Origin of the sequence: Streptomyces sp. NPDC058464, assembly GCF_042721035.1 — a bacterium.
Lineage (GTDB): Bacteria > Actinomycetota > Actinomycetes > Streptomycetales > Streptomycetaceae > Streptomyces.
In genome coordinates this window covers 65,553-85,656 of record NZ_JBHXMA010000005.1, presented here as the reverse complement: position 1 = coordinate 85,656, position 20,104 = coordinate 65,553, and the positions used below count along the sequence as shown (strand labels likewise).

At 72.2% G+C, this 20,104-nt stretch carries 15 protein-coding genes; 6 read left to right on the top strand and 9 right to left on the bottom strand.

Going from position 1 to position 20,104, the window contains the following annotated elements:
* Positions 1 to 66 precede the first annotated feature (66 nt).
* A complete protein-coding gene (locus tag ACFWPQ_RS09180) occupies positions 67 to 2,877 on the top strand; it encodes an AAA family ATPase (protein WP_384031531.1) in 2,811 nt (936 codons plus the stop codon).
* On the opposite strand, the gene ACFWPQ_RS09175 is transcribed toward ACFWPQ_RS09180, so the two are convergent.
* From ACFWPQ_RS09175 to ACFWPQ_RS09165, 3 genes are read right to left on the bottom strand one after another with little or no spacing between them, the layout of a single operon-like run.
* Complete coding sequence (locus ACFWPQ_RS09175) at positions 2,874 to 4,094, bottom strand: cytochrome P450 (RefSeq protein ID WP_384031530.1); 1,221 nt, start codon at positions 4,092 to 4,094, stop codon at positions 2,874 to 2,876. The genes ACFWPQ_RS09180 and ACFWPQ_RS09175 overlap by 4 nt on opposite strands.
* Before the next feature lie 30 nt (positions 4,095 to 4,124).
* On the bottom strand, positions 4,125 to 5,519 hold the full coding sequence (locus tag ACFWPQ_RS09170) for an NAD(P)/FAD-dependent oxidoreductase (protein WP_384031528.1): 1,395 nt from the start codon (positions 5,517 to 5,519) through the stop codon (positions 4,125 to 4,127).
* A complete protein-coding gene (locus tag ACFWPQ_RS09165) occupies positions 5,516 to 5,755 on the bottom strand; it encodes a ferredoxin (protein ID WP_361297125.1) in 240 nt (79 codons plus the stop codon). The genes ACFWPQ_RS09170 and ACFWPQ_RS09165 overlap by 4 nt, the downstream gene beginning before the upstream one ends.
* Before the next feature lie 399 nt (positions 5,756 to 6,154).
* Between ACFWPQ_RS09165 and ACFWPQ_RS09160 the strand changes: the two genes are divergently transcribed.
* The 5 genes from ACFWPQ_RS09160 (at position 6,155) to ACFWPQ_RS09140 (ending at position 12,388) form a co-directional block, all read left to right on the top strand.
* Positions 6,155 to 7,141 (top strand): cyclase family protein, encoded by a 987-nt coding sequence (locus ACFWPQ_RS09160; RefSeq protein ID WP_384031526.1) that lies wholly within the window; start codon positions 6,155 to 6,157, stop codon positions 7,139 to 7,141.
* A gap of 117 nt (positions 7,142 to 7,258) precedes the next feature.
* Positions 7,259 to 8,839, top strand: coding sequence for a GMC oxidoreductase (locus ACFWPQ_RS09155; protein WP_384031524.1), 1,581 nt, complete (start codon positions 7,259 to 7,261; stop codon positions 8,837 to 8,839).
* Positions 8,840 to 9,069: 230 nt separating this feature from the next.
* Positions 9,070 to 9,864 carry an SDR family oxidoreductase gene (locus tag ACFWPQ_RS09150; RefSeq protein ID WP_383702222.1) on the top strand — a complete coding sequence of 265 codons (795 nt, stop codon included), beginning with the start codon at positions 9,070 to 9,072 and terminating at the stop codon, positions 9,862 to 9,864.
* Between the two features lie 53 nt (positions 9,865 to 9,917).
* Entirely contained in the window at positions 9,918 to 11,363 is a 1,446-nt protein-coding gene (locus ACFWPQ_RS09145) for a cytochrome ubiquinol oxidase subunit I (protein WP_384031522.1), read from the top strand.
* Positions 11,360 to 12,388, top strand: a complete 1,029-nt coding sequence (locus tag ACFWPQ_RS09140; RefSeq protein ID WP_384031520.1) for a cytochrome d ubiquinol oxidase subunit II — start codon at positions 11,360 to 11,362, stop codon at positions 12,386 to 12,388. Before ACFWPQ_RS09145 ends, ACFWPQ_RS09140 begins: the two co-directional genes overlap by 4 nt.
* Positions 12,389 to 12,427: 39 nt before the next feature.
* Here ACFWPQ_RS09140 and ACFWPQ_RS09135 read toward each other — a convergent pair whose 3' ends face one another.
* From ACFWPQ_RS09135 to ACFWPQ_RS09110, 6 genes are all read right to left on the bottom strand, one after another.
* Positions 12,428 to 14,290, bottom strand: coding sequence for a glycoside hydrolase family 15 protein (locus ACFWPQ_RS09135; RefSeq protein WP_384031518.1), 1,863 nt, complete (start codon positions 14,288 to 14,290; stop codon positions 12,428 to 12,430).
* 157 nt (positions 14,291 to 14,447) lie between these two features.
* Entirely contained in the window at positions 14,448 to 15,392 is a 945-nt protein-coding gene (locus ACFWPQ_RS09130; RefSeq protein ID WP_384031516.1) for a DUF389 domain-containing protein, read from the bottom strand.
* Positions 15,393 to 15,516: 124 nt separating this feature from the next.
* Positions 15,517 to 16,029, bottom strand: coding sequence for a gluconokinase (locus ACFWPQ_RS09125; protein WP_384031514.1), 513 nt, complete (start codon positions 16,027 to 16,029; stop codon positions 15,517 to 15,519).
* Between the two features lie 284 nt (positions 16,030 to 16,313).
* Positions 16,314 to 17,072: a class II aldolase/adducin family protein gene (locus ACFWPQ_RS09120; RefSeq protein ID WP_384031512.1), complete on the bottom strand. Its 759-nt coding sequence runs from the start codon at positions 17,070 to 17,072 to the stop codon at positions 16,314 to 16,316.
* Positions 16,991 to 18,778 carry a HupE/UreJ family protein gene (locus tag ACFWPQ_RS09115; RefSeq protein ID WP_384031510.1) on the bottom strand — a complete coding sequence of 596 codons (1,788 nt, stop codon included), beginning with the start codon at positions 18,776 to 18,778 and terminating at the stop codon, positions 16,991 to 16,993. Before ACFWPQ_RS09115 ends, ACFWPQ_RS09120 begins: the two co-directional genes overlap by 82 nt.
* Entirely contained in the window at positions 18,778 to 19,884 is a 1,107-nt protein-coding gene (locus ACFWPQ_RS09110) for a DUF3500 domain-containing protein (RefSeq protein ID WP_384031508.1), read from the bottom strand. Before ACFWPQ_RS09110 ends, ACFWPQ_RS09115 begins: the two co-directional genes overlap by 1 nt.
* Positions 19,885 to 20,104: the final 220 nt, after the last annotated feature.

Here is a 20,104-nt window from a genome sequence, read left to right as displayed (position 1 = left end):
TGCCGTCCGGGCGGGGCTCCTAGCGTTCCCTGTGCGGGGTTGTCGACGAGTGGGGGGAGCGGTCCCATGGCCTGGAACGGCGGCCATCAGGCAGCGCAGGCATCCGGGCGGCCCACGGCCCTGGTCGGCCGGCACGCCGAACGGGAGGCGATCGGACGGCTGCTCGACGCGGTGCGCGACGGCCTGAGCGGAGTCCTGGTCCTGACCGGCGAACCCGGCATCGGCAAGACCCGGCTGCTGGAGTACGCCGCGGACCGGGCCGCGGAACTGCGGGTGGTCCGGCTGACCGCGGTCGAGCAGGAGACCGGTCTCGGCTTCGGCGCGCTGCACCGGCTGCTCCGGCCCTTCCTGGACCGGGCGGCGCAGCTCCCCGAACCGCAGCGGGCCGCGCTGGACGCGGCCCTGGGCCTGGCGTCGGGGCTGCCCGCGGACCGCTACCTGGTAGGTCTGGCCACGCTGACCCTGCTCTCCGGGGCCGCCGCCGACGAGCCGCTGCTGTTCCTGGTGGACGACGGGCAGTGGCTGGACCGGGAGTCGGCCGAGACGCTCGCGTTCGCCGCCCGCCGCCTGCACGCCGACTCCCTGGGCCTGATCGTCGCCGTCCGCGAAGGGCTCGGGGACAGAGGCCTGTTCGACGCGCTGAGCACACAGCGCGTGCCCGGTCTGCCCGAGTCGGAGGCCAGGATCCTGCTCACCTCCGGCACCCGGCGGGTGGACCTGGCCGTGGCCGACCGGATCGTCGTGGGCACCGGCGGCAACCCGCTCGCCCTGCTGGAGCTGACCGACGCCCTGACCGCCGAGCAGCTGACCGGTATCGCCCCGTTGCCCGATCCGCTGCCGGTGGGCCGGCTGCTGGAGGACCATTTCCAGCACCTCGTCCGGGCCCTGCCGTCGGCGACCCGAACCCTGTTGCTGCTGCTCGCGGCGGCCCCCTCGGACGACACGGGGCTGATGTGGCGGGCCGCGGGGAGGCTCGGCCTGTCGGTCCGCGCCGTCGAACCGGCGGTCGCCGCGGGCGTCCTCGGCCGGGGCATGCCGACGGCCTTCCGGCATCCGCTGATCCGCTCGGCCGTGTACGCCGGCGCCGCACCCGGCGAGCGCCGCCGGGTGCACACGGCACTGGCCGCCGCCTGCGACGCCGTACAGGACGCCGACCGCCGCGCCTGGCACCGGGCGGAGGCCGCCGAGGGCGTGGCCGACGAGGTCGCCGACGACCTGGAGGCCGCCTCCGAGCGGGCCCGCTCCCGCGGCGGCTACTCCCAGCAGGCCCTGTTCCTGTCGCGCGCCGCCGACTTCACCGGCGACCCGGACAAACGGGCCGAGCGGCTGCTGGACGCGGCGCAGGCCCACCTGATGTCGGGCGACGCGTCGGCGGCGGGGACCGCGCTGGACCTGGCGGGCGCCGACATCCGCGGCCCGGTGATGCGCACGCGCGAACTGCAGATACGGGCGAGGGCGCAGATGTTCCAGCTCGGCGTCGCCGACGTCCCCGCGCTGCTGATGAACGCCGTGACCAGGCTCGGCCCGCGGGACCCCCGGCTGACCTGGGAACTGCTCTGCGAGGCGCTGCATGCCGCCCTCGTCGCCCACGACGCCACGCGGGACACGACGTTGACCGAGGTCGCGGCGGCCGTCGCCGCCGCGTGGCACGACCCGGCCCCGGACACCGCCACGCACGGCCGGGACCTGCTGATGGAAGGCCTGGCCCGGCGCGTGGCCGAGGGCTGGGAACACGGCGCGCCCGTGCTGCGCACCGCCCTGGACCGGCTGCGGGGCGGCGCCGAGATAGGGGACGCGAACAGCCCGTTCGCGGTGATGCTCGCCATGGCCTTTGACGATCTCTGGGACATCCGGGCCGGGCGCGAACTCAGCGAGCGCCTGGCAGCGGCGAACCGCGACGCCGGCGCGCTGTACGCGCTGAGCATCACGCTGCTCGTCGAGGCGACCTGCGACCTCTGGGACGGACGGTTCACGCAGGCGGAGGTCCGCTACGCCGAGTCCGACGACATCACGGCCGGCACCGGCTTCCTCGGCGGCGGCGACATCAACCGGCTCCACCTGTTCGCCCTGACCGGCCGGGAGCCCGAACTACGGGCGGCGGTACGGCGGACCGCTCAGCTGCGAGGCGTCGGCCTCGGCCTGCACCAGCTCCTGGCGCAGCACGCGCTGACCCTGTTCGAGCTGGGGCAGGGCCACTACCGGCAGGCGCTGCAGCACGCGCGGGCGGTTTTCGACGACGACCCCCCTTCGTGCGGCAACCGCGCCCTCCCGCTGCTCGTCGAGGCCGCCGTGCGCGTCGGCGACCGGGCCGCCGCGGCGGCGGCCCTGGCCCGGCTGGAGGAGCGCGCCCCGCTGGCCGGCACGCCCTGGGCCCTCGGCGCCCTGGCCCTCGGCCGGGCGCTGACGGCCGACGGCGACGAGGCCGAGAAGTTCTACCAGGAGTCGGTCGAGCTGCTGGGGCAGGTCCCGCTGGCTCTGGAGCAGGCCAGGTCCCGGCTGCTGTTCGGCGAGTGGCTGCGCCGCCGCAAGCGGCGTTCCGACGCCAGGGCGCAGTTGCGGGCCGCGTACCGGAGCTTCGACGCGTTCGGTGCGGTGCCCTACGCCGAGCGGGCCCGGACCGAGCTGCTGGCCACCGGCGAGACGGCGCGCAGGCGGACGGAGGAGACCCGGTTCGATCTCACCCCGCGGGAATGGCAGGTGGCCGCCATGGCCGTCGCGGGGCTGACCAACGCGGAGATCGCGACGCGGTTGTTCGTCACCACCTCGACCGTCGAGTTCCACATGAACAAGGTGTTCCGCAAGCTCGGCGTCACCTCCCGCAGGCAGATACCCCGCACGATCGGCGCACCGGGGTCCGACCCCGGTGCGAGCCGCTAACCGCCGTTCTGCTCGACGCCCAGATGGATCGGCCCGCGGAGCACGGGGCTGCGCCGGTACGGGGGCGGGTCGGCGACCAGGGTGGGGTGGTCGAGGCGGCGTACCAGCTCGCCCAGTGCGATCTGGGCCTCCCGCCGGGCCAGCGGGCCGCCGAAGCACAGGTGGATGCCGCTGCCGAAGCCCAGGTGCTGGTTGTCGCGCCGGTCGGGGTCGAAGCGGTCCGGATCGTGGAAGCGCTCCGGGTCGCGGCTGCCCGAGGCCAGCATCAGCATGACCTGCGAGCCCCTGGGGATCACGGTGTCGCCGACGGTGACCTCGCTGTACGCGGCCCGCCAGGGAATGATGTGCACGGGCGGCTCGTAGCGCAGCAGTTCCTCGACCAGCGGCACCACCAGGTCCGGTTCGCCGCGCAGCCGTTCCAGGATCTGCGGGTGGCGCAGCAGCGTCAGCATGCCGTTGGTGATGAGGTTGACGGTGGTCTCGTGACCGGCGATCAGCAGCAGATTGGCGGTGCTGATGATCTCCTCGTCGGTCATCCGCCCGTCCGGCCCGTCGTCGTTGGCCAGCCGTGCCAGCAGGTCGTCGCCGGGGTGGCCGTGGCGCTGCTCCACCAGCCCGCCGAGGTACTCGCGCAGGTCCTTGCGGGCCTGCACGCCCTTTTCGAGCTTCTCCTTCGGGTCGGTCCTCGGGTCGTAGTCGATCGAGTTGATGAGGTCGTTCACCCACACCCGGAACCTCGGTTCGTCCTCGCGCGGCACACCGAGCAGGTGGCAGATCACCGACACGGGGAACGGGTAGGCGACGTCGTCGACGATGTCGATCCGCTCCTTGCCCGCGCAGTCGTCGAGCAGACCGCCGACGGTGGCGGTCAGGTCGGGTTCCAGGGCGGTCACCAGCCCCGGGGTGTGCGGCGGGCCGAAGTGGCGCATCGCCATCCGCCGCAGGCGGTCGTGCTCGGGCGGGTCCATGTTGATGAACGCCGGCGTGGCCGCGCCCTCGGCCGAGGGCATCGGATGCGACAGGTTGCGGACGTCGGAGCTCAGGTGCGGGTTGTGGAGGATGTCCGCGAGCTCGCGGTACGTGCTGACGACGTAGCTGCCGTCGTCCTGCCGGGCCACCGGCGTCTTCCGCAGCTCGGCATAGAGCGGGTACGGGTCGGCCCGGGAGGAGTAGTCGAGGATCCGGTGCAGCGTGTCGGGCATCTCGGTCGTGGTCATCTCGCTTGCCTTTCCCTCCTGCCGGTGGGCCTACCGGTGGTGCTGGTGTGCGGCCGTGACGCGCCGTTCGCCCGGGTCGTGCCCGGTGACGACCACGGTGGCGCCCTGGGCGAGCAGCGTGGGGCCGGGGAAGTCGACGGGCACGGGTTTCGTGTCGACGGGCTGGTCGGGCGTGGGGCAGGGCGGTGGGAAGGGCGCGGCCGTCTCGATGAGACGCCGGTAGTGGTCGAGCCACTTCGCGTTGTTGAAGGTCACCGCCGCGGTGACCCGGCCCTGGTAGCCGTACGCGGCGACGAAGCGGTGGTCGGACACCGACCCCTGACTGACCACCACCTCGTCGGCGAAGGTCGGCACGCCGACGGACTTGATGTTGACGCCGAACTGGATCGACCAGAACCGCGGGATGGACAGGTGGGGCCAGCGCTCCGCCTGGCCGTGGACCATGTTGTGGGCCGCGATCTCGGCCTGCTCCACGGCGTTGGCCCAGTGCTCCAGCGAGATGAGCCGGTACTCGTAGACCGGGTTCGGGCAGCGCGCCACGTCCCCGGCGACGAAGACGTCGTCGGTGATCAGGCCGTTGAGGTCCATGGCACGGCAGCCGGTGTCGCAGGCGACGCCCCAGACACCCGCCGCCAGTCCCGAGCCCTGCAGCCACTCGGTGTTGCGGATGCCGCCGAGCGCGACCACCGCCACGTCGGCGTCGATCGCGCTGCCGTCGTCGAAGTGGGCCCGGCGCAGCCGCCCCTGTGCGTCGCCCTCCAGCGAGGTGACCTTGACCCCGCACCGCAGGTCGACTCCGTGGGCGCGCTGCATGTCGGCCGCCACCTCGCCGATCATCGCGCCGAGCGCCCCGACCAGCGGGTACGGCGCGAGTTCGGCGACGGTGACCGGGATGTCCCGCTCCCGGCAGATGGAGGCGATCTCGGAGCCGGTGAATCCGGCACCGATGACCAGCACCCGGGACGGCCCTGCGGCGAGGGCGCGTTGCAGGCCTTCGGCGTGCTCGCGGGTCCGTACGACGAACACGCCGTCCAGTTCCGCCTCGCTCGGCACGAACCAGGGGCGGGCCCGCACCCCGGTGGAGATCAGCACCCGGTCGAAGGGGATCTCGCGTCCGTCGGCGAGACGGACATGGTCGGTGGCCAGGTCGAGACCGCTCGCGGGCACGCCGAGCAGCCACTCCGCGTCGATGTCACGGCGTCGGGGCAGCGTGGTGCCGTCGGCGGGCACCCATCCCGTCAGCACCTGCTTGGACAAGGGGGGACGGTCGTAGGGCTCGCCCAGCTCGTCGCCGATCATCGTCAGCGATCCGGTGAACCCCTCGTCGCGCAGGGACTCCGCGGCCCGCAGTCCCGCCAGCGACGCCCCGACGATCACGATGCGGCCGTCGCGCCGGAACGCGCGCAGGTTGTCGGCGCTGGTCATGACCTCGCCGCCGTCACCGGTACGTCCCGCTCCGCCGCCCGCCCCTCCAGCCGGTCCACCAGGATCGCCTGGACCGGGCAGGCCGCCGCGGCGCGCAGTACCCGGTCGCGCTGGGCGTCGTCCGGGTCCGGGTCGTACATCAGCGCTTCCTCGCCGTGCATCCGGAACGCGTCCGGAGCCAGGAAGGCGCACTGCGCATACCCTTCACATCGGGAAAGATCTACGACGACTCGCATCCCGACCTCCACGGGGGCTGCAGGCTGCGGGCCCCGGAGCCGGTCCCGCCGTGTCCGCCGCCACGCACGGCGGGACGGCGCACCGCGCCTGTCGGGTCTCCGCAGGAAGAATGGGTGATCGCGAGAAGGAAATGGGTGATCGGATCGTGAGAAGGAATCCGCCGTCACGCGAAGGCGACCGGCGTCGGTAGGACCGCCCGGAGATCCTGACCTTTCACCCGATCAGCGTATGCCGGGCGCACATCGCCCGCACCCGGAGAGACCCGCTGCTCACGGCCCGGCCGCGGGCGGCCGACCGGCGCGGTCCGCCCGTGCCCGGCGGGTGGCGCGGGCGTCCCGATGGTTCGGTGTCGGGAGAAGCGCCCGGCCGGGGCGACCGCCGGAGCAGGAGGTTTCCCGATGGCCTCGGACCAGCCCGTCCCCTCCCGTGCCACCACCCCGCGGCCGACGCCGCAGCCGGCACCGCGGCCCCTCTCCGAAGCGGCGTTCCGCGACCTGTACCACCGGCTGCGGAGCCGGGCCCGGGACGGCAGGGCGGGCCGCCGGGGCGCGCTGGACCGGCTGACGCCGGAGCGGGTCGTGGCGGCCGCCGCCGAGGTCCGGTCCGGGCGCACCGTGTCGCTGGCCGCGCCCGTGGAGACGCGGAGCGCTCCGGACGACCCGGAGCCCGCGACGCACCGGATGACGGCTCCCGCCCCCGGGGAGACCGCCGCCCCCGGACTCGCCTTCGCACGCGACCGGTTCGCCATGAACGTGCACGGCGACGTCGACAGCCATCTCGACGCGCTGTGCCACGTGATCTTCGACGGCGAGCTGTACGGCGGCGTCCCGTCGAGCACCGTGACACCCGACGGCGCCGAAGCCCTCACCCTCGACCTGGTGCGGGACGGCATCGTCGGCCGGGGTGTCCTCCTGGACGTCCCGCGGCTGCGCGGGGTGCGGTGGCTGGAGCCCGGCGACCAGGTGACCGCCGGGGACCTCGCCGCGGCCGAGACCGCCCAGCGGACCACGGTCGGACCGGGTGACCTGCTGTTCGTACGGGTGGGGCACCGCCTGCGGCGCCGGACCCTCGGCCCCTGGGACGTGACCCGGGCCCGCGCGGGCCTGCACCCGACGGCCATGGACTTCCTGGCCGAGCGGGGCGTGTCGGTGCTGGGCTCGGACGGCAACAGCGACGCCGCGCCCAGCGCCGTCCCCGAAGTCGGGTTCCCCGTGCACGCGCTGGCCGTCAACGCCATGGGGCTGCACCTGCTGGACTGGCTGGACTTCGAGGACCTGGTACCGGTGTGCGAGCAGCAGGGACGCTGGCACTTCCTGTGCGTGATCGCCCCGCTGCGGCTCCCGGCGGCGACCGGCTCCCCGGTGAACCCGATCGCCGTGCTCTGACCGGACCGCGCCGGAGCGCCGGGCGGGCTCCGGGTGCCGCGCCCCCGTACGGCGCGTACGTTCGAGGAAAGGGACCTGCACCGGCCGCGGACCGCGCGAACAAGGACGGTGGTTGCCATGGACGCCCTGCCCCCGTACGACGTCATCGTCATCGGCACCGGTGCCGGCGGCGGCACCCTCGCCCACCGCCTCGCCCCGTCCGGCAGACGGATCCTCGTCCTCGAACGCGGCGACTACCTGCCACGCGAACGCGACAACTGGGACTCCACGGCCGTGTTCGTGAAGGCCAAGTACCGGGCCCCGGAGTTCTGGCTGGACCGGCACGGCAACGAGTTCCCGCCCGAGGTGAACTACTACGTCGGCGGGAACACCAAGTTCTACGGCGCGGCCCTGTTCCGGCTGCGCCCCGAGGACTTCGGCGAACTCCGCCACCACGACGGCATCTCCCCGGCCTGGCCCATCGGTTACGACGACCTGGAGCCGTACTACACCCAGGCGGAGCACCTCTACCTGGTGCACGGCCGGCACGGCGAGGACCCCTGGGAAGGGCCGTGCAGCGCCCAGTACGCGTACCCACCGGTCGAACACGAGCCGCGCATCGAGCAGTTGAGCATGGACCTGGAGAAGCAGGGGCTGCACCCCTTCCACCTGCCGATCGGGGTGAACCTCACCCAGGACGAGGACGGCCGGGCCACCCACTCCAGCGTCTGCATCCGCTGCGACCGCGTGGACGGCTTCCCCTGCCTGCTGCGCGCCAAGTCGGACGCCCAGGTGATCTGCGTGGAACCGGCCCTGGAGCACCCGAACGTGGAGATGGTCACCAACGCGCGGGTGACCCGGCTGGAGACCGACCCCACCGGACGCAGCGTCACCTCCGTCGTCGCCCAGCTCCCGGGCGAACGGGAGGCCCGGTTCTCGGCCGACGTCGTGGTCGTGGCCTGCGGAGCCGTCAACTCGGCGGCGCTGCTGCTGGCTTCGGCGAACGACCGGCATCCGAACGGACTGGCCAACAGCTCGGACGTGGTCGGCCGGAACTACATGCGCCACAACAACATGGCGCTGATGGCCGTCTCGGAGGAACCCAACGACACCAGATTCCAGAAGACCCTCGCCCTGCACGACTGGTACCTGGGCGCGGACGACTGGGAGTACCCGCTCGGCGGGATCCAGATGCTCGGCAAGTCGGACGCCGACCAGATCCACGGCGAGGCCCCGCGCTGGGCCGGGGCGATCGCGCCGGACATGCCGTTCGAGGTCCTGGCCCATCACGCCGTCGACTTCTGGCTGTGCGGGGAGGACCTGCCGCAGCCGGACAACCGGGTGACCCTGGAGGACGACGGCCGGATCCGGCTCACCCTCGACGAGGGCAACAACATCGCCGGCCTCCAGCGCCTGCGGCACAAACTGCAGCACCTGCTCGGCCACCTGGGCATGCGCGAGCACCACCTGCTGTCCCGCAGCATCTACCTGCACAAGGGGATGCCGATCGGCGCCACCGCGCATCAGGCCGGCACGGTGCGCTTCGGCACCGACCCGGCGTCCTCGGCCCTGGACGTCAACTGCAAGGCCCACGACCTGGACAACCTCTACGTCGTGGACACGAGCTTCTTCCCGAGCATCGGCGCGGTCAACCCGTCCCTGACGGCCATCGCGAACGCCCTCCGGGTGGGCGACCACCTGCTGGAGCGGCTGGGCTGAGCCGCCGGGAGCCGCTCTGCCCCCGACCGGGCGAAGTTCCTCCGCCGGGCAGCGCAACGCGGTCCGCCGGGGCGTGCCGCCCTCCCGCCCCGGTGCTTGTCTGAGGCCTGGACCTCCGGGCGACGGGCCCGGCAGGAAGCGGGCACGCAGTGGAGGAGCAGGACATCGTGAGTTCCACCGAGGGGACGTCCGGAGCACCCGGGACATCCCAGGGCGTGATCCCCGCCCATCTGCTGCGTGGCCAGAAGGCGCTGGTGACCGGCGCGAACTCCGGTATCGGCAGGGCGACGGCCGTCGCCCTGGGCCGGGCCGGCGCCGATGTCGTGGTCAACTACGTGGCGGGCAAGGACGAGGCCGAGCAGGTGGTCGAGGAGATCACCGGACTCGGCGTCCGGGCGGCCGCCTACGAGGCGGACGTCTCCGACGAGCACCAGGTCGTCGCCATGATGGACCGGATGGTCCGGGAGTTCGGCACGATCGACATCCTGGTCGCCAACGCGGGCCTCCAGCGGGACGCCCCGTTCACCGAGATGACCCTCGCCCAGTGGCAGAAGGTCCTGGACGTCAACCTCACCGGGCAGTTCCTGTGCGCCCGCGAGGCCACGAAGGAGTTCCTGCGCCGCGGTGTCGTGCCCGAGGTGTCGCGGGCGGCCGGAAAGATCATCTGCATGAGTTCGGTGCACCAGATCATCCCGTGGGCCGGGCACGTCAACTACGCCTCCTCCAAGGGCGGGGTGCAGATGATGATGGAGACGCTGGCCCAGGAACTCGCCCCGAAGAAGATCCGCGTGAACGCGATCGCCCCCGGGGCCATCAAGACCCCCATCAACCGCAGCGCCTGGGAGACCCCCGAGGCCCGGGAGGACCTGCTGCGGCTGATCCCCTACGACCGCATCGGCGACCCCGAGGACATCGGCTACGCGGCCGTGGGCCTCGCCTCCGACCTCATGGACTACGTGGTGGGCGCCACCCTCTACGTCGACGGCGGGATGACGCTCTTCCCGGGCTTCGCGACCGGCGGCTGACACCGGCGGCTGACCCGACCCATCCGCGCCGGCCCCGGAGAGACGGCACACCCATGGTCCACACGGTCCTGCTGCTGGCGGACGCACCGGCGCAGACGCTGCCGGCCCGGTCGATGATGGCCTTCACCCTCGCCTCCCACATCATCCTGGTGCCCCTGGGCGTCGCGCTGCCGCTGATCACGCTCGCCATGCACGGCTACGGCCTGCGCCGCGGCGACGCCACCGCCCTGCTGCTCGCCCGGCGGTGGTCGGCCGTCATGGCGGTGCAGTTCGCGATCGGCGTGGTCACCGGCACGGTGCTGTCCTTCGAGTTCGGACTGCTGTGGCCGGGCATGATGGGCCGCTGGGGCGACGTCTTCGGTATCGGCTTCGGCGTCGAGGCCTGGGCGTTCTTCCTGGAGGCCGTCCTCATCGCCATCTACCTCTACGGCTGGCGGCGCCTCCCTTCCCGGACCCACTTCCTGCTCGGACTGCCGCTGCCGTTCGTGGCCCTGCTCGGCGCCTTCGGCATCCTGGCCGCCAACTCGTGGATGAACACCCCGCGCGGCTTCACCCTCGACTCGGCCGGCAACCCGGTCGACGTGAAGATCTGGAAGGCCGTCTTCACCCCGATGTTCGGCCCGGAGTACTGGCACTTCGTCTTCGCGATGTTCGTGACGGCGGGCTATGTCGTGGCCGGCGTCTACGCCACGGGACGGCTGCGCGGCCGCCGGGACCACTACCACCGGCTCGGCTTCACCGTCCCCTTCACGCTCGCCGCCGTCTGCACACCCGTGCAGTTCGTGCTCGGCGACTCCATCGCCCGGCAGGTCTTCCAGAAGCAGCCGGTGAAGTTCGCCGGCATGGAGATCGTCTGGAAGACCGCCACCCACCAGACCGAGTACCTGTACGGGCGGCTGCACCCGGACGGCACCGTCACCGGCGGCATCGGGATCCCGGGGCTCGACTCCGTCCTGGCCGGCTTCCGCCCGGACACCCGGGTCACCGGACTGACCTCGGTCCCCGCGGCCGACCGGCCGACGCCCACCCAGGCCACCATCGCCCACTGGGCCTTCGACACCATGGTCGGGATCGGCTCCCTGCTGCTCCTGCTCGCCCTCTGGTACGGGGTCCTGTGGCTGTGGCGCCGGCGGCTGCCCGCCTCCCCATGGTTCTTCCGCGCCGCCGCGTGCGCGGGCGTCGCCTCCGTGGCCGCCGTCGAGTGCGGCTGGATCACCACCGAGGTGGGCCGCCAGCCCTGGATCGTCTACCAGAACATGCGGGTGGCGGAGGCGGTGACGGCGACCCGCTCCACCAGCCTCTGGATCATGTTCGCGGTCATCGTCGTCGTGTACGTCCTCGTGTTCGGCTCGTTCCTCGCGGTGCTGCTGAAGATGCGCTCGCGCTGGCGGTTCGAGGACGAGCAGGGCGGACCCCGGCCGCCGAAGGAGACCCCGGAGCCCGGGACACCGGAGACGGACACGCCGTACGGGCCGCGCTCCGCCGGGAGCCGGCTGTGATCGCGGGCGTCATCGCGGTCGTCCTGCTCCTGGCGATCGCCGCCTACGCCTGCGGCGGCGGCACCGACTACGGAGCCGGCTTCTGGGACCTGACCGCGGGCGGCACCGAGCGCGGCAAGCGCCCGCGCCGGCTGATCGACCACGCGATGGAGCCCGTCTGGGAGGTCAACAACGTCTGGCTGATCTTCGTCCTGGTGATCATGTGGACGGGTTTCCCGGTCCTCTTCCAGCGGGTGTTCACCACGATGTGGCTGCCCCTGGCGCTGGCCGCCGTGGGCATCGTGCTGCGCGGCGCCGGCTTCGCCCTGCGCAAGCCCGTCCGGCGGCTGGCCGGCCGGCGCCTGTACGGGGCGGTCTTCGCCGTCGCCTCGCTGCTGACGCCGTTCTTCCTCGGTGCGGCGGCCGGCGGAGTGGCCTCGGGCCGGGCGACCGCCACGGCGACGGCGTCCACGGACGCCTGGGCCAACCCCACCTCCCTGCTCTTCGGCCTGCTGGCCGTCGCCGCCACGGCGATGCTCGGCGCCGTCTTCCTCGCCGCGGACGCCCGCCGCTTCGCCGCGCCGGACCTGGACCGCTACTTCCGCAGGCGGGCCCTCGCCGCCCTCGCGGCGGTGGCCGTACTCGCCGTCGTCACCCTCTTCGTCACCCACGGCGACGCGCCCCATGTCTGGCACGGCCTCACCCACGGCGTCGGTCTCGTCTTCGTCGTCGTGGCGGTGCTGGCCACCCTCGCCACCGCCTGGCTGCTGACCCGCCCCGCCGGGGCCTGGTCCCGGGTCACGGCGGTCGGCGTGGTCGCCTCGGCCGTCATCGGCTGGGGCATGGCACAGCGCCCCTACCTCGTCCCGACCTCGCTGACCGTCGCCGAGGGCGCGGGCGCCCACACCACACTGCGCTGGCTGGGACTGGTCACCCTCGTCGCCCTCGTCCTGGTCATCCCCGCGGTCGCCTTCCTGTACTGGCTGGACACCCACGGCGAACTGGAGGGCCTCACCGACGCCGACCTGCGCCGGGACAGCGCCTAAGGGCTTTCCCAGGGGCTTTCCCAGGGGCTGTCCCGGGGGCTAGGCGTGCTGGGCGAGCCCGGACTTCCGGCCGTCGAGGGCGTCGTTCAGCGTGATCGCCGAGTCGATGAGGGCGAGGTGGGTGAACGCCTGCGGGAAGTTGCCGAGCTGACGGCCCGTCGGGTCGATCTCCTCGGAGTACAGGCCCAGATGGTTGGCGTACCCCATCATCTTCTCGAACACCAGCCGAGCCCGGTCGGTCCGGCCGGCGCGGGCCAACGCGTCGACGTACATGAACGTGCACAGCGAGAAGGTGCCCTCGGAGCCGCGCAGGCCGTCGGGTGAGGCACTGGGGTTGTACCGGTAGACCAGGCTGTCGCTGACCAGTTCCTCCTCCATGGCGTCCAGGGTGGCCGACCACATCGGGTCCCCGGGGGTGACGAACCCGACCGTCGCCATGCGCAGCAGCGAGGAGTCCAGGACGTCGCTGCCGTAGTGCTGGACGAAGGCCCGCCGGTCCTTGCTCCAGCCCTTGGCCATGACCTGCTCGTAGACGGCGTCCCGCTCGGCCTGCCAGCGTCCGGACGCGGACGGCCACCCCTTCGACTCGGCGAGCCGCAGCGCACGGTCGAACGCCACCCACGACATCACCCGCCCGTACGTGAAGTCCTGGCGGCCGCCGCGGGTCTCCCAGATGCCCTCCTCCGCCTGGTCCCAGTGGCCGGCCAGCCACTCCAGGTCCGTCCGCAGCGAGGTCCAGCCCCCGTACCCGACCTGGAAGCCGTGCTGGTGCGCGAAGTAGATGCTGTCCAGCGCCTCGCCGTAGATGTCCAGTTGGAGCTGGGTGGCGGCGCCGTTGCCGATCCGGACCGGGGCGGAACCCTCGTAGCCCTCCCAGTGGTCGAGGATCTGCTCGTTCAGGTCGGAGGAGCCGTCGACCTTGTACATGATGTTGAGCGGGCCCGTGTTCCCCTCGCTGCCGGCCCGCTCCTTGACCCGGTCGCTCAGCCAGACGATGAACGCCCTGGCCTCCTCCGTGAACCCCAGTCCCAGCAGGGCGTACACGGAGAAGGAGGCGTCCCGGATCCAGGTGAAGCGGTAGTCCCAGTTGCGCTCGCCGCCCAGCTGCTCCGGAAGGGCCGCCGTCGGAGCGGCCACCACGGCGCCGCTGGGGGCGAAGGTCATGAGCTTCAGCGTGATCGCGGACCGCTCGACGACCTCCCGCCAGCGCCCGACGTAGGTCGACTGCGCCAGCCAGGTGCGCCAGAACTCGGCCGTCTCCTCGAAGAGCCGTTCGTGTTCCTCGCGGCGGATCTCCCTGGGCGGCCCGTCGGCCCCCATCTCCAGGATCAGCCCGCGCTGCTCGCCGGCCTGCAGGGTCAGCGTGACCTGCACGTCGGCGTCCCGGTGCGTCAGAATGTCCGCGATCCGCTCGTCGTCCGGCTCCCGGATGGGGTTCACGGTGAGTTCCGTGCCGTCCTCCGCGACGAAGACGGCTCCGTGCTGGGTGATGTGCACCTCGTGCTTGGTGAGCCCGTAGTCGAACCGCGGGGCGATCTCCACGTCGAACGTCATGGTGCCGCGGACACAGCGCACCAGGCGCACCAGCCGGTGCCGGCGCGTGGTCCTGGTACCCGTCACGGGCATGAAGTCGACGACCTCTCCGGCGCCCGCCTCGGTCATGAACCGGGTCACCAGGATCGCGGTGTCGGGCAGGTACAACTGCTTGGTCGAATGGGTCGGGTGCGCCGGCCGGACCGTGCAGTGGCCGCCCCTGTCCTTGTCCAGAAGCGCCCCGAACACACTCGGCGAGTCGAAGCGCGGGGAGCAGAACCAGTCGATCGCCCCGTCGGTGGTCACCAGCGCCGCGGTCTGCAGATCGCCGATCAGCCCGTGGTTCTCGATGAGCGGGTATTCGTCCATCGGGGCGCCCCTTCCGGCATGCGATTCACCCGATTGCACCCCCTCGATCAGCGTATGCCGCAGCTCCTCCTCCGGCTCGTCGGGCGAGGCTCCCAGGCCTTCGTCGCTGTGCGCCTGTCCCCGTGCGCCCTGTCCCTGCACGCCCACCGCTGCGCGCCTACCGCTGCGCGCCGGCCCGGCGAGCCGCCCGGTGCCACAGACGGCGCTGCACGCGCAGCGTGAGAACCCCGACGATCACGAGCACCGCCACGTTGAGCAGCAGTTGGACCAGCGAGCCCCGTGCCTCGTGCCAGTCGGCGAAGGCGAGCGAGACGGCGATGTCGGAGGCGGCGGGAATGGTGGTCACGGAGATGAACACCCCGAGCAGGGCGCTGGCGCGCGCCTCGGTGAGCGAGACGATCCCGACGATGCCGGCCAGCACGGCGACGGCGACCGAGAAGAAGTCCGGGGTGTCGATGAGATGGGACACGGGCCGCAGCCCCAGGTCGAAGGCCGTGGACTGCAGTCCGGCCGCGCGCGCCAGCGCGGCGAAACCCAGGGTGACCGCGATGGCCAGGGCGAACCCCACCGCCAGCGCCCGCGCCCCCTCCCGGACCCTGCGGCGGCCGCGGCGGTCCAGCCCCAGGGCGATGCTGGTGATCGCGTTGTACTCGGGGCCGACCACCATGGCCGCCACGATGAGGATCTGCGAGTTCGTCATGATGCCGACCGAGCCGATCAGTCCGGCGATCACCAGGAACAGGTAGAACGACGGCGGATAGGTCCCCGCCGCCCGGATGTGCGCCTCGACCGCGGCCCACAGCGGTGTGTGGACGAGCGGGCTCGGCTGTGCCACCTCGATGCGCTCGGCCGACTGCGAGAACATCATGTCGACGTCGGCGACGGCGATCGACCCCGTACGGTCGACCCCCAGCTCGCGCAGGTCGCCGAGCACGCCGTTCGCGGCACCCTTCAGCACGTCGCACTCGACCGCGTCACCGCCCGGAAGGTGGGCCTCCCGCAGGACCACGAGGTTGAGAACGCGGTCGTGCGAGGCGAGCAGTGCGACGGCCTCCTCGGTGAGCGCGGAGGGCATGACCATACGGAAGTGGATCAGATCCATCCGAAACCTCCCGGGGGGCGGGATCCGACGTGATCACGGACGGCGCCGGGCCCCGGCGGGACGGGACGGGCCGGCTGCGAGTCCCTCGACGTGGGACCGTGCCGTCGGAGTGGGCCGGCGGCTGTCACCGATCCGGCGCGGCCCCGTCCCGCACCACCCGCACCGCCCGCACCGCGGCCTCCAGGACCTCCGCCGTGCTCTCCGACTCGTTGATGTCGATGGTGACGCCAGGTTCGTCGGCGTGCAGCGGATCCAGCGTGGCGTACTGGGAGTCGAGCAGCTCCAGCGGCATGAAATGGCCCTTCCGGCGTGCCATCCGCTGCTCGGCCACCTCACGGTCGAGGGCCAGGTACAGGAACCACACGTCCGCGTCCGTGCGCCGGAACCGGTCGCGGTACGCGCGCCTGAGCGCGCTGCACGCGACAACGCCTCCGCGCCCACTCGACGCGGTGGCCCGGATCCACTCCGTGACCGCCTCCAGCCAGGGCCGCCGGTCGGCGTCGTCCAGGGGGTGTCCGGCCGCCATCTTGGCGCGGTTCGCCGCCGAGTGGAGGTCGTCCCCCTCCAGGAACGGCACACCGAGCAGCTGCGCGAGCCCGGCTCCCACGGTGGACTTGCCCGACCCGGACACACCCATCACGATCACCACAGGCGAACCGCCACCGTTTCGGCCGACTGTCCTCCCGGACCTGCGGACGGCATGCATGACTCCACTATCACCCGCACTCCCGACCGGGGCAGCCGACGGTAGGTCCTGGCAGCCGGCCGGGATCCGGATCTTCCGGAGTCCGGCGCGCTGCCTCTGCTCTGCTGCCTGCGCGGCCCGGAGGGCATCATCGTCGGCCTGGCCGGGCAACTGCGCCGAGAAGCGGCAACCGGACCACGCGGCCGACCGCTCCGGCAGCACGTCCTGAGATCCCGTCAGTCCATGCAGTCGGGGGCGATGCGGTCGACGAGCCGGAGCAGTGCCGACCAGGCGAGGTCGTAGGCCTTGTCGTCCTGGAGGTCGGAGTCGTGTTCCTCCCCGGCCAGCTGGCGGGCGGTGAGCTCGCGGACCTCGGGGTCGGGGAGGACGAGCTTCGCGCCCCCGGCCATGGCCGCGGTCTGTATCTCGCAGGCCTTGTCCAGGTAGTGCATGCGCAGGAACGCCTGGCCGGGGGTCTCTCCGACGGTCAGCAGGCCGTGGTTGCGCAGGATCATCGCCGGGTGGCCACCCAGATCGGCGACCAGCCGCCGCTGCTCGGCGAGGTTCAGTGCGACACCCTCGTAGGAGTGGTAGCCGAGCCTGCCGTGGAACTCCATGGAGATCTGGTTGAGCGGGAGCAGCCCCTCTTCCTGCGCGGCGACCGCACAGCCGGCCCTGGTGTGGGTGTGCAGGACGCACTGGGCGTCGGCGCGGGCCGCGTGGATCGCGCTGTGGATGACGAACCCGGCCGGGTTGACGGGGTGCGGGGTCTCCTCCACCGGGTTGCCGGACAGGTCGATCTTCACCAGGTTCGAGGCGGTGATCTCCTCGAAGAGCAGACCGTAGGGGTTGATCAGGAAGTGGTGCTCCGGGCCCGGGAGCCGTACCGAGATGTGCGTGAAGATCAGGTCGGTCATCCGGAAGTGGGCCACCAGCCGGTAGACGGCGGCGAGTTCGCGGCGCAGACGGAGTTCTTCCGAGGCGGGGGTGGGCATCGGGGACCTTTCATCGAGGTACGGGCACGTGCGGGCGCCGGTGCGGGGCGCGGGTGCGCGGTGCGGGAGATCTCCCGGGCCCAGTCGGCGCTGGCCTCGGCCGCGGCCCGTCCGGACGCCCTCCGCTCCGTCCTCGGCCAGCTCGCCGCGCACACCGGGGCGTGGTCGGTCCTGTACGACGCCCGGGGCACCGAACTCCTCGCGGCGGGCCGCCGCCCCGCCGCCGCGGACCTGCTGCGCGACCTCGCCGTACACACCCTGCGGCGGGACGGCGGCCGTACGGCGGCGGCGAGCCACGCCCCCGACCAGGGCGTCCACCTCACCGTCCACACCCTGCCCGTCGGCGCGTCCCCGGTGTCCCGGCCGCGACGGTGGGTGATCATCCACAGCGAGGCGAGCAGGGCGGTGGAGAAGAGGACGAGGAGCAGTTGCGACGTGTGCGTTCCGGCGCTGTCCGCGGCGCGGGCGACCGGGTTGGGCAGGCCCGAACGGTCGAGCAGCCAGCCGAGGGCCAGACCTGCGGTCAGCAGCACGCAGGCGTTGCGCACGGCGGAGTGCCTGCGCAACCGGACCAGGCAGATCAGTCCCGGCAGGGCGAGCAGGACCAGGAGGAGCTGCATGCATTCGATGCCGAGATTGAACGCCGCCAGGCTGAGGGTCAGTTGAGTGGTGGAGAGCTTCATCTCGGCGAGGGTGAGCGAGAACGCCAGGCCGTGTCCGAGCCCGAAGACCCCGGCGATGACGGCCTCGTGTCCCGGGAAGACCGGGCGAACGGCGTGGACGGCCCCGACCAGAATGCTGAAGGCGATGAACGCCTCGACCGGCTGGGCCGGGATGTCGAGGCGGCCGAAAGCGCTCGCGGCCAGCGCCAGGGAGTGGCCGAGGGTGAACGCGAAGGTGGTGCGGGCGATCCGGCCGAGGGCGGTGCGGGTGCCCACCGAGCCGCGCCAGCGGTTCCCGGCCGCCCGGAGCGGCGCGGGCAGCAGCAGGATGAGCAGGAACAGCAGATGGTCGGTGCCTTCGAGAATGTGGTCGGCGCCGAGCCGGAACATGGCGTAGGTCCCGCTCCAGACGCTGCCGCCGTCCAGGTCGACGGTGAGGGGGGCGATGGTCATGGTCCGGGTGTCGATGCGGATGATGCCGACCTGGGTCGCGCCGTCCCGGCCGCCGCCGGCCACTCTGCCGGTGGCCCAGTCCTGCCGGACGGAGACCAGGACGGTGTGGGTGACGACCTGGTGGACGATGGCGTCGTAGTCGAGGACGAACCGCCGCACGTCCCCGCCGGGAGGCGGGGTGAGGGTGGCCTGGACGGTCAGCTCGCGGTAGACGCCGGTGGAGGTCTGCTCCGCCCGGCTCAGCGCCAGGGCGCCGAACGCGACGGCCCATGCCTTGCCCCCGACGGTGGTGGGGCGGACGTGGGCGGCCAGGTAGCGGCGGATCGCGGGGGTCCGTGCCGCCAGTCGCCCCGCCGTGGTGGTGTCGTCCAGGGCGATGCCGGCGGCCCGGGAGAAGTCGCTGAGCGGCAGCTCCAGTTCGGCGGTCACCGACGCCTCGTGCACGTCGAGCAGGAGCACCGAGTGCGGCATGGGATGCGCGGCGGCAGGCGGCGCCGCCAGAAGCAGCGCCGCCAGGACCGCCACCGCCGACCCGACCGCCATGCGGAGCACCGACGACAGCGAGAGCGGTGAGCGGATCGTCGGGTTCATCAGAACGTGAACTCTCCGCCGTAGTCGCGGGTGTGGTCGCGGTAGACGGTGTGGTAGTGCACGCCGCTGTAGACGACGCCGTTCTGGCAGACGAACTCGATCCAGACACCGGGGCCGTCGATGCGCACGTAGTCACCCTGGCTGGTCAGGGCGCTGCTGCCCGAGTACGCGATGTAGGTGCTGGACAGTTCCGACTGGTAGGTGCTCAGCAGCGAGGCGGAGGTCGTGTCGTCCGCGACCTTGACCCACGGGGTGATGGCCGCGAGGACGAGCGCCTGCTGGGTGCTGGAGAGCCCGCTGACCGCGAGGCCCTGCTTGGTCGTCGGGAACTGGCCGTCCTTGCCCGGGCCCAGCAGCACGTCGCTGTACGACGTCGAGAGCTTGGCCGAGGAGAGCTGGCTGCTGCTCAGGCTGCTGAGCATGGCGAGCATCGCGCTGCGCTGCCCGTTCAGCGGCGCGTACGTGGTGCCGTTCGAGGTCCAGCTCGACGGCTCCACGCCGACGAAGTACGGGGTGGTGCCCTCGACCGCGCCGTTCTTGTAGGTGAGGTTCACCGCCAGGTGGTGACCGCCGAAGTGCAGTTGCCAGGTGCCGGTGGTGCTCGGGGTGCCGAGGAACGCCAGGTAGTAGTTGCCGCTGCCGTAGCCGCTGGCGGTCTTCCCGAGGTAGTCGTCGGCGGCCAGGATCTGGGAGACCTGGTCGTACCCGGTGCCGCTGCCCGTGCCGGTGGCCGCCTGGACCACCGCCTTGGCGGCGGCGAGCTGGGTGCTGCTGAGCGTGCTGAACTGGATCCCGACGCGGCAGGTCGAGCCGCACGGGAGGTTCGACCAGGCGATGGCGTTGGCCTTGGTGAAGCTGAGGAGCACCGACGACTTCTGGCTCGTGGACAGGGTGTTCAGGAACGTGTTGGCCGCGGTGACCACGTCCGAGACGGCCGCGGTCGACACGGACGTGGTGGCCGACGTGCCGGCCGGGTCGCTCTGGGCGGTCGCGGCGTTCGCGTGGACGTAGGCCCCTGTGAAGAGGAAGGCGGTGGCCGCCGTGAAGGCCACGCCCGTCCGCTGCCATCTCCCCGCCAGTCTGCTGCGTGTGCTGTTCTCTGGCACCTCGACGGTCCCTTCGGTAGTAGTCCGCAGGGCTTCCGGGAACTGCCCCCACCCGACCGTTAGTCATGAACCTGACAATGACAATGGCGAACGGCAACTCGCATCTCATGCCGGGCCGGAGAGGAAATTCGGGAACCCCCGCGCTGTCGTCCGAATGCGCTGGAGCGCAGGAAACGCTGCTGTGCACCGCCTCTAAAGACAATCTGAGCAACCTGTGAGT

Coding starts and splice junctions, on each gene's coding strand:
- ACFWPQ_RS09135 (WP_384031518.1), bottom strand. CDS start 14,290: ATGGACGAATACCCGCTCATCGAGAACCACGGGCTGATCGGCGATCTG.
- ACFWPQ_RS09155 (WP_384031524.1), top strand. CDS start 7,259: ATGGACGCCCTGCCCCCGTACGACGTCATCGTCATCGGCACCGGTGCC.
- ACFWPQ_RS09130 (WP_384031516.1), bottom strand. CDS start 15,392: ATGGATCTGATCCACTTCCGTATGGTCATGCCCTCCGCGCTCACCGAG.
- ACFWPQ_RS09180 (WP_384031531.1), top strand. CDS start 67: ATGGCCTGGAACGGCGGCCATCAGGCAGCGCAGGCATCCGGGCGGCCC.
- ACFWPQ_RS09165 (WP_361297125.1), bottom strand. CDS start 5,755: ATGCGAGTCGTCGTAGATCTTTCCCGATGTGAAGGGTATGCGCAGTGC.
- ACFWPQ_RS09145 (WP_384031522.1), top strand. CDS start 9,918: ATGGTCCACACGGTCCTGCTGCTGGCGGACGCACCGGCGCAGACGCTG.
- ACFWPQ_RS09170 (WP_384031528.1), bottom strand. CDS start 5,519: ATGACCAGCGCCGACAACCTGCGCGCGTTCCGGCGCGACGGCCGCATC.
- ACFWPQ_RS09175 (WP_384031530.1), bottom strand. CDS start 4,094: ATGACCACGACCGAGATGCCCGACACGCTGCACCGGATCCTCGACTAC.
- ACFWPQ_RS09160 (WP_384031526.1), top strand. CDS start 6,155: ATGGCCTCGGACCAGCCCGTCCCCTCCCGTGCCACCACCCCGCGGCCG.
- ACFWPQ_RS09115 (WP_384031510.1), bottom strand. CDS start 18,778: ATGAACCCGACGATCCGCTCACCGCTCTCGCTGTCGTCGGTGCTCCGC.
- ACFWPQ_RS09125 (WP_384031514.1), bottom strand. CDS start 16,029: ATGGGTGTGTCCGGGTCGGGCAAGTCCACCGTGGGAGCCGGGCTCGCG.
- ACFWPQ_RS09120 (WP_384031512.1), bottom strand. CDS start 17,072: ATGCCCACCCCCGCCTCGGAAGAACTCCGTCTGCGCCGCGAACTCGCC.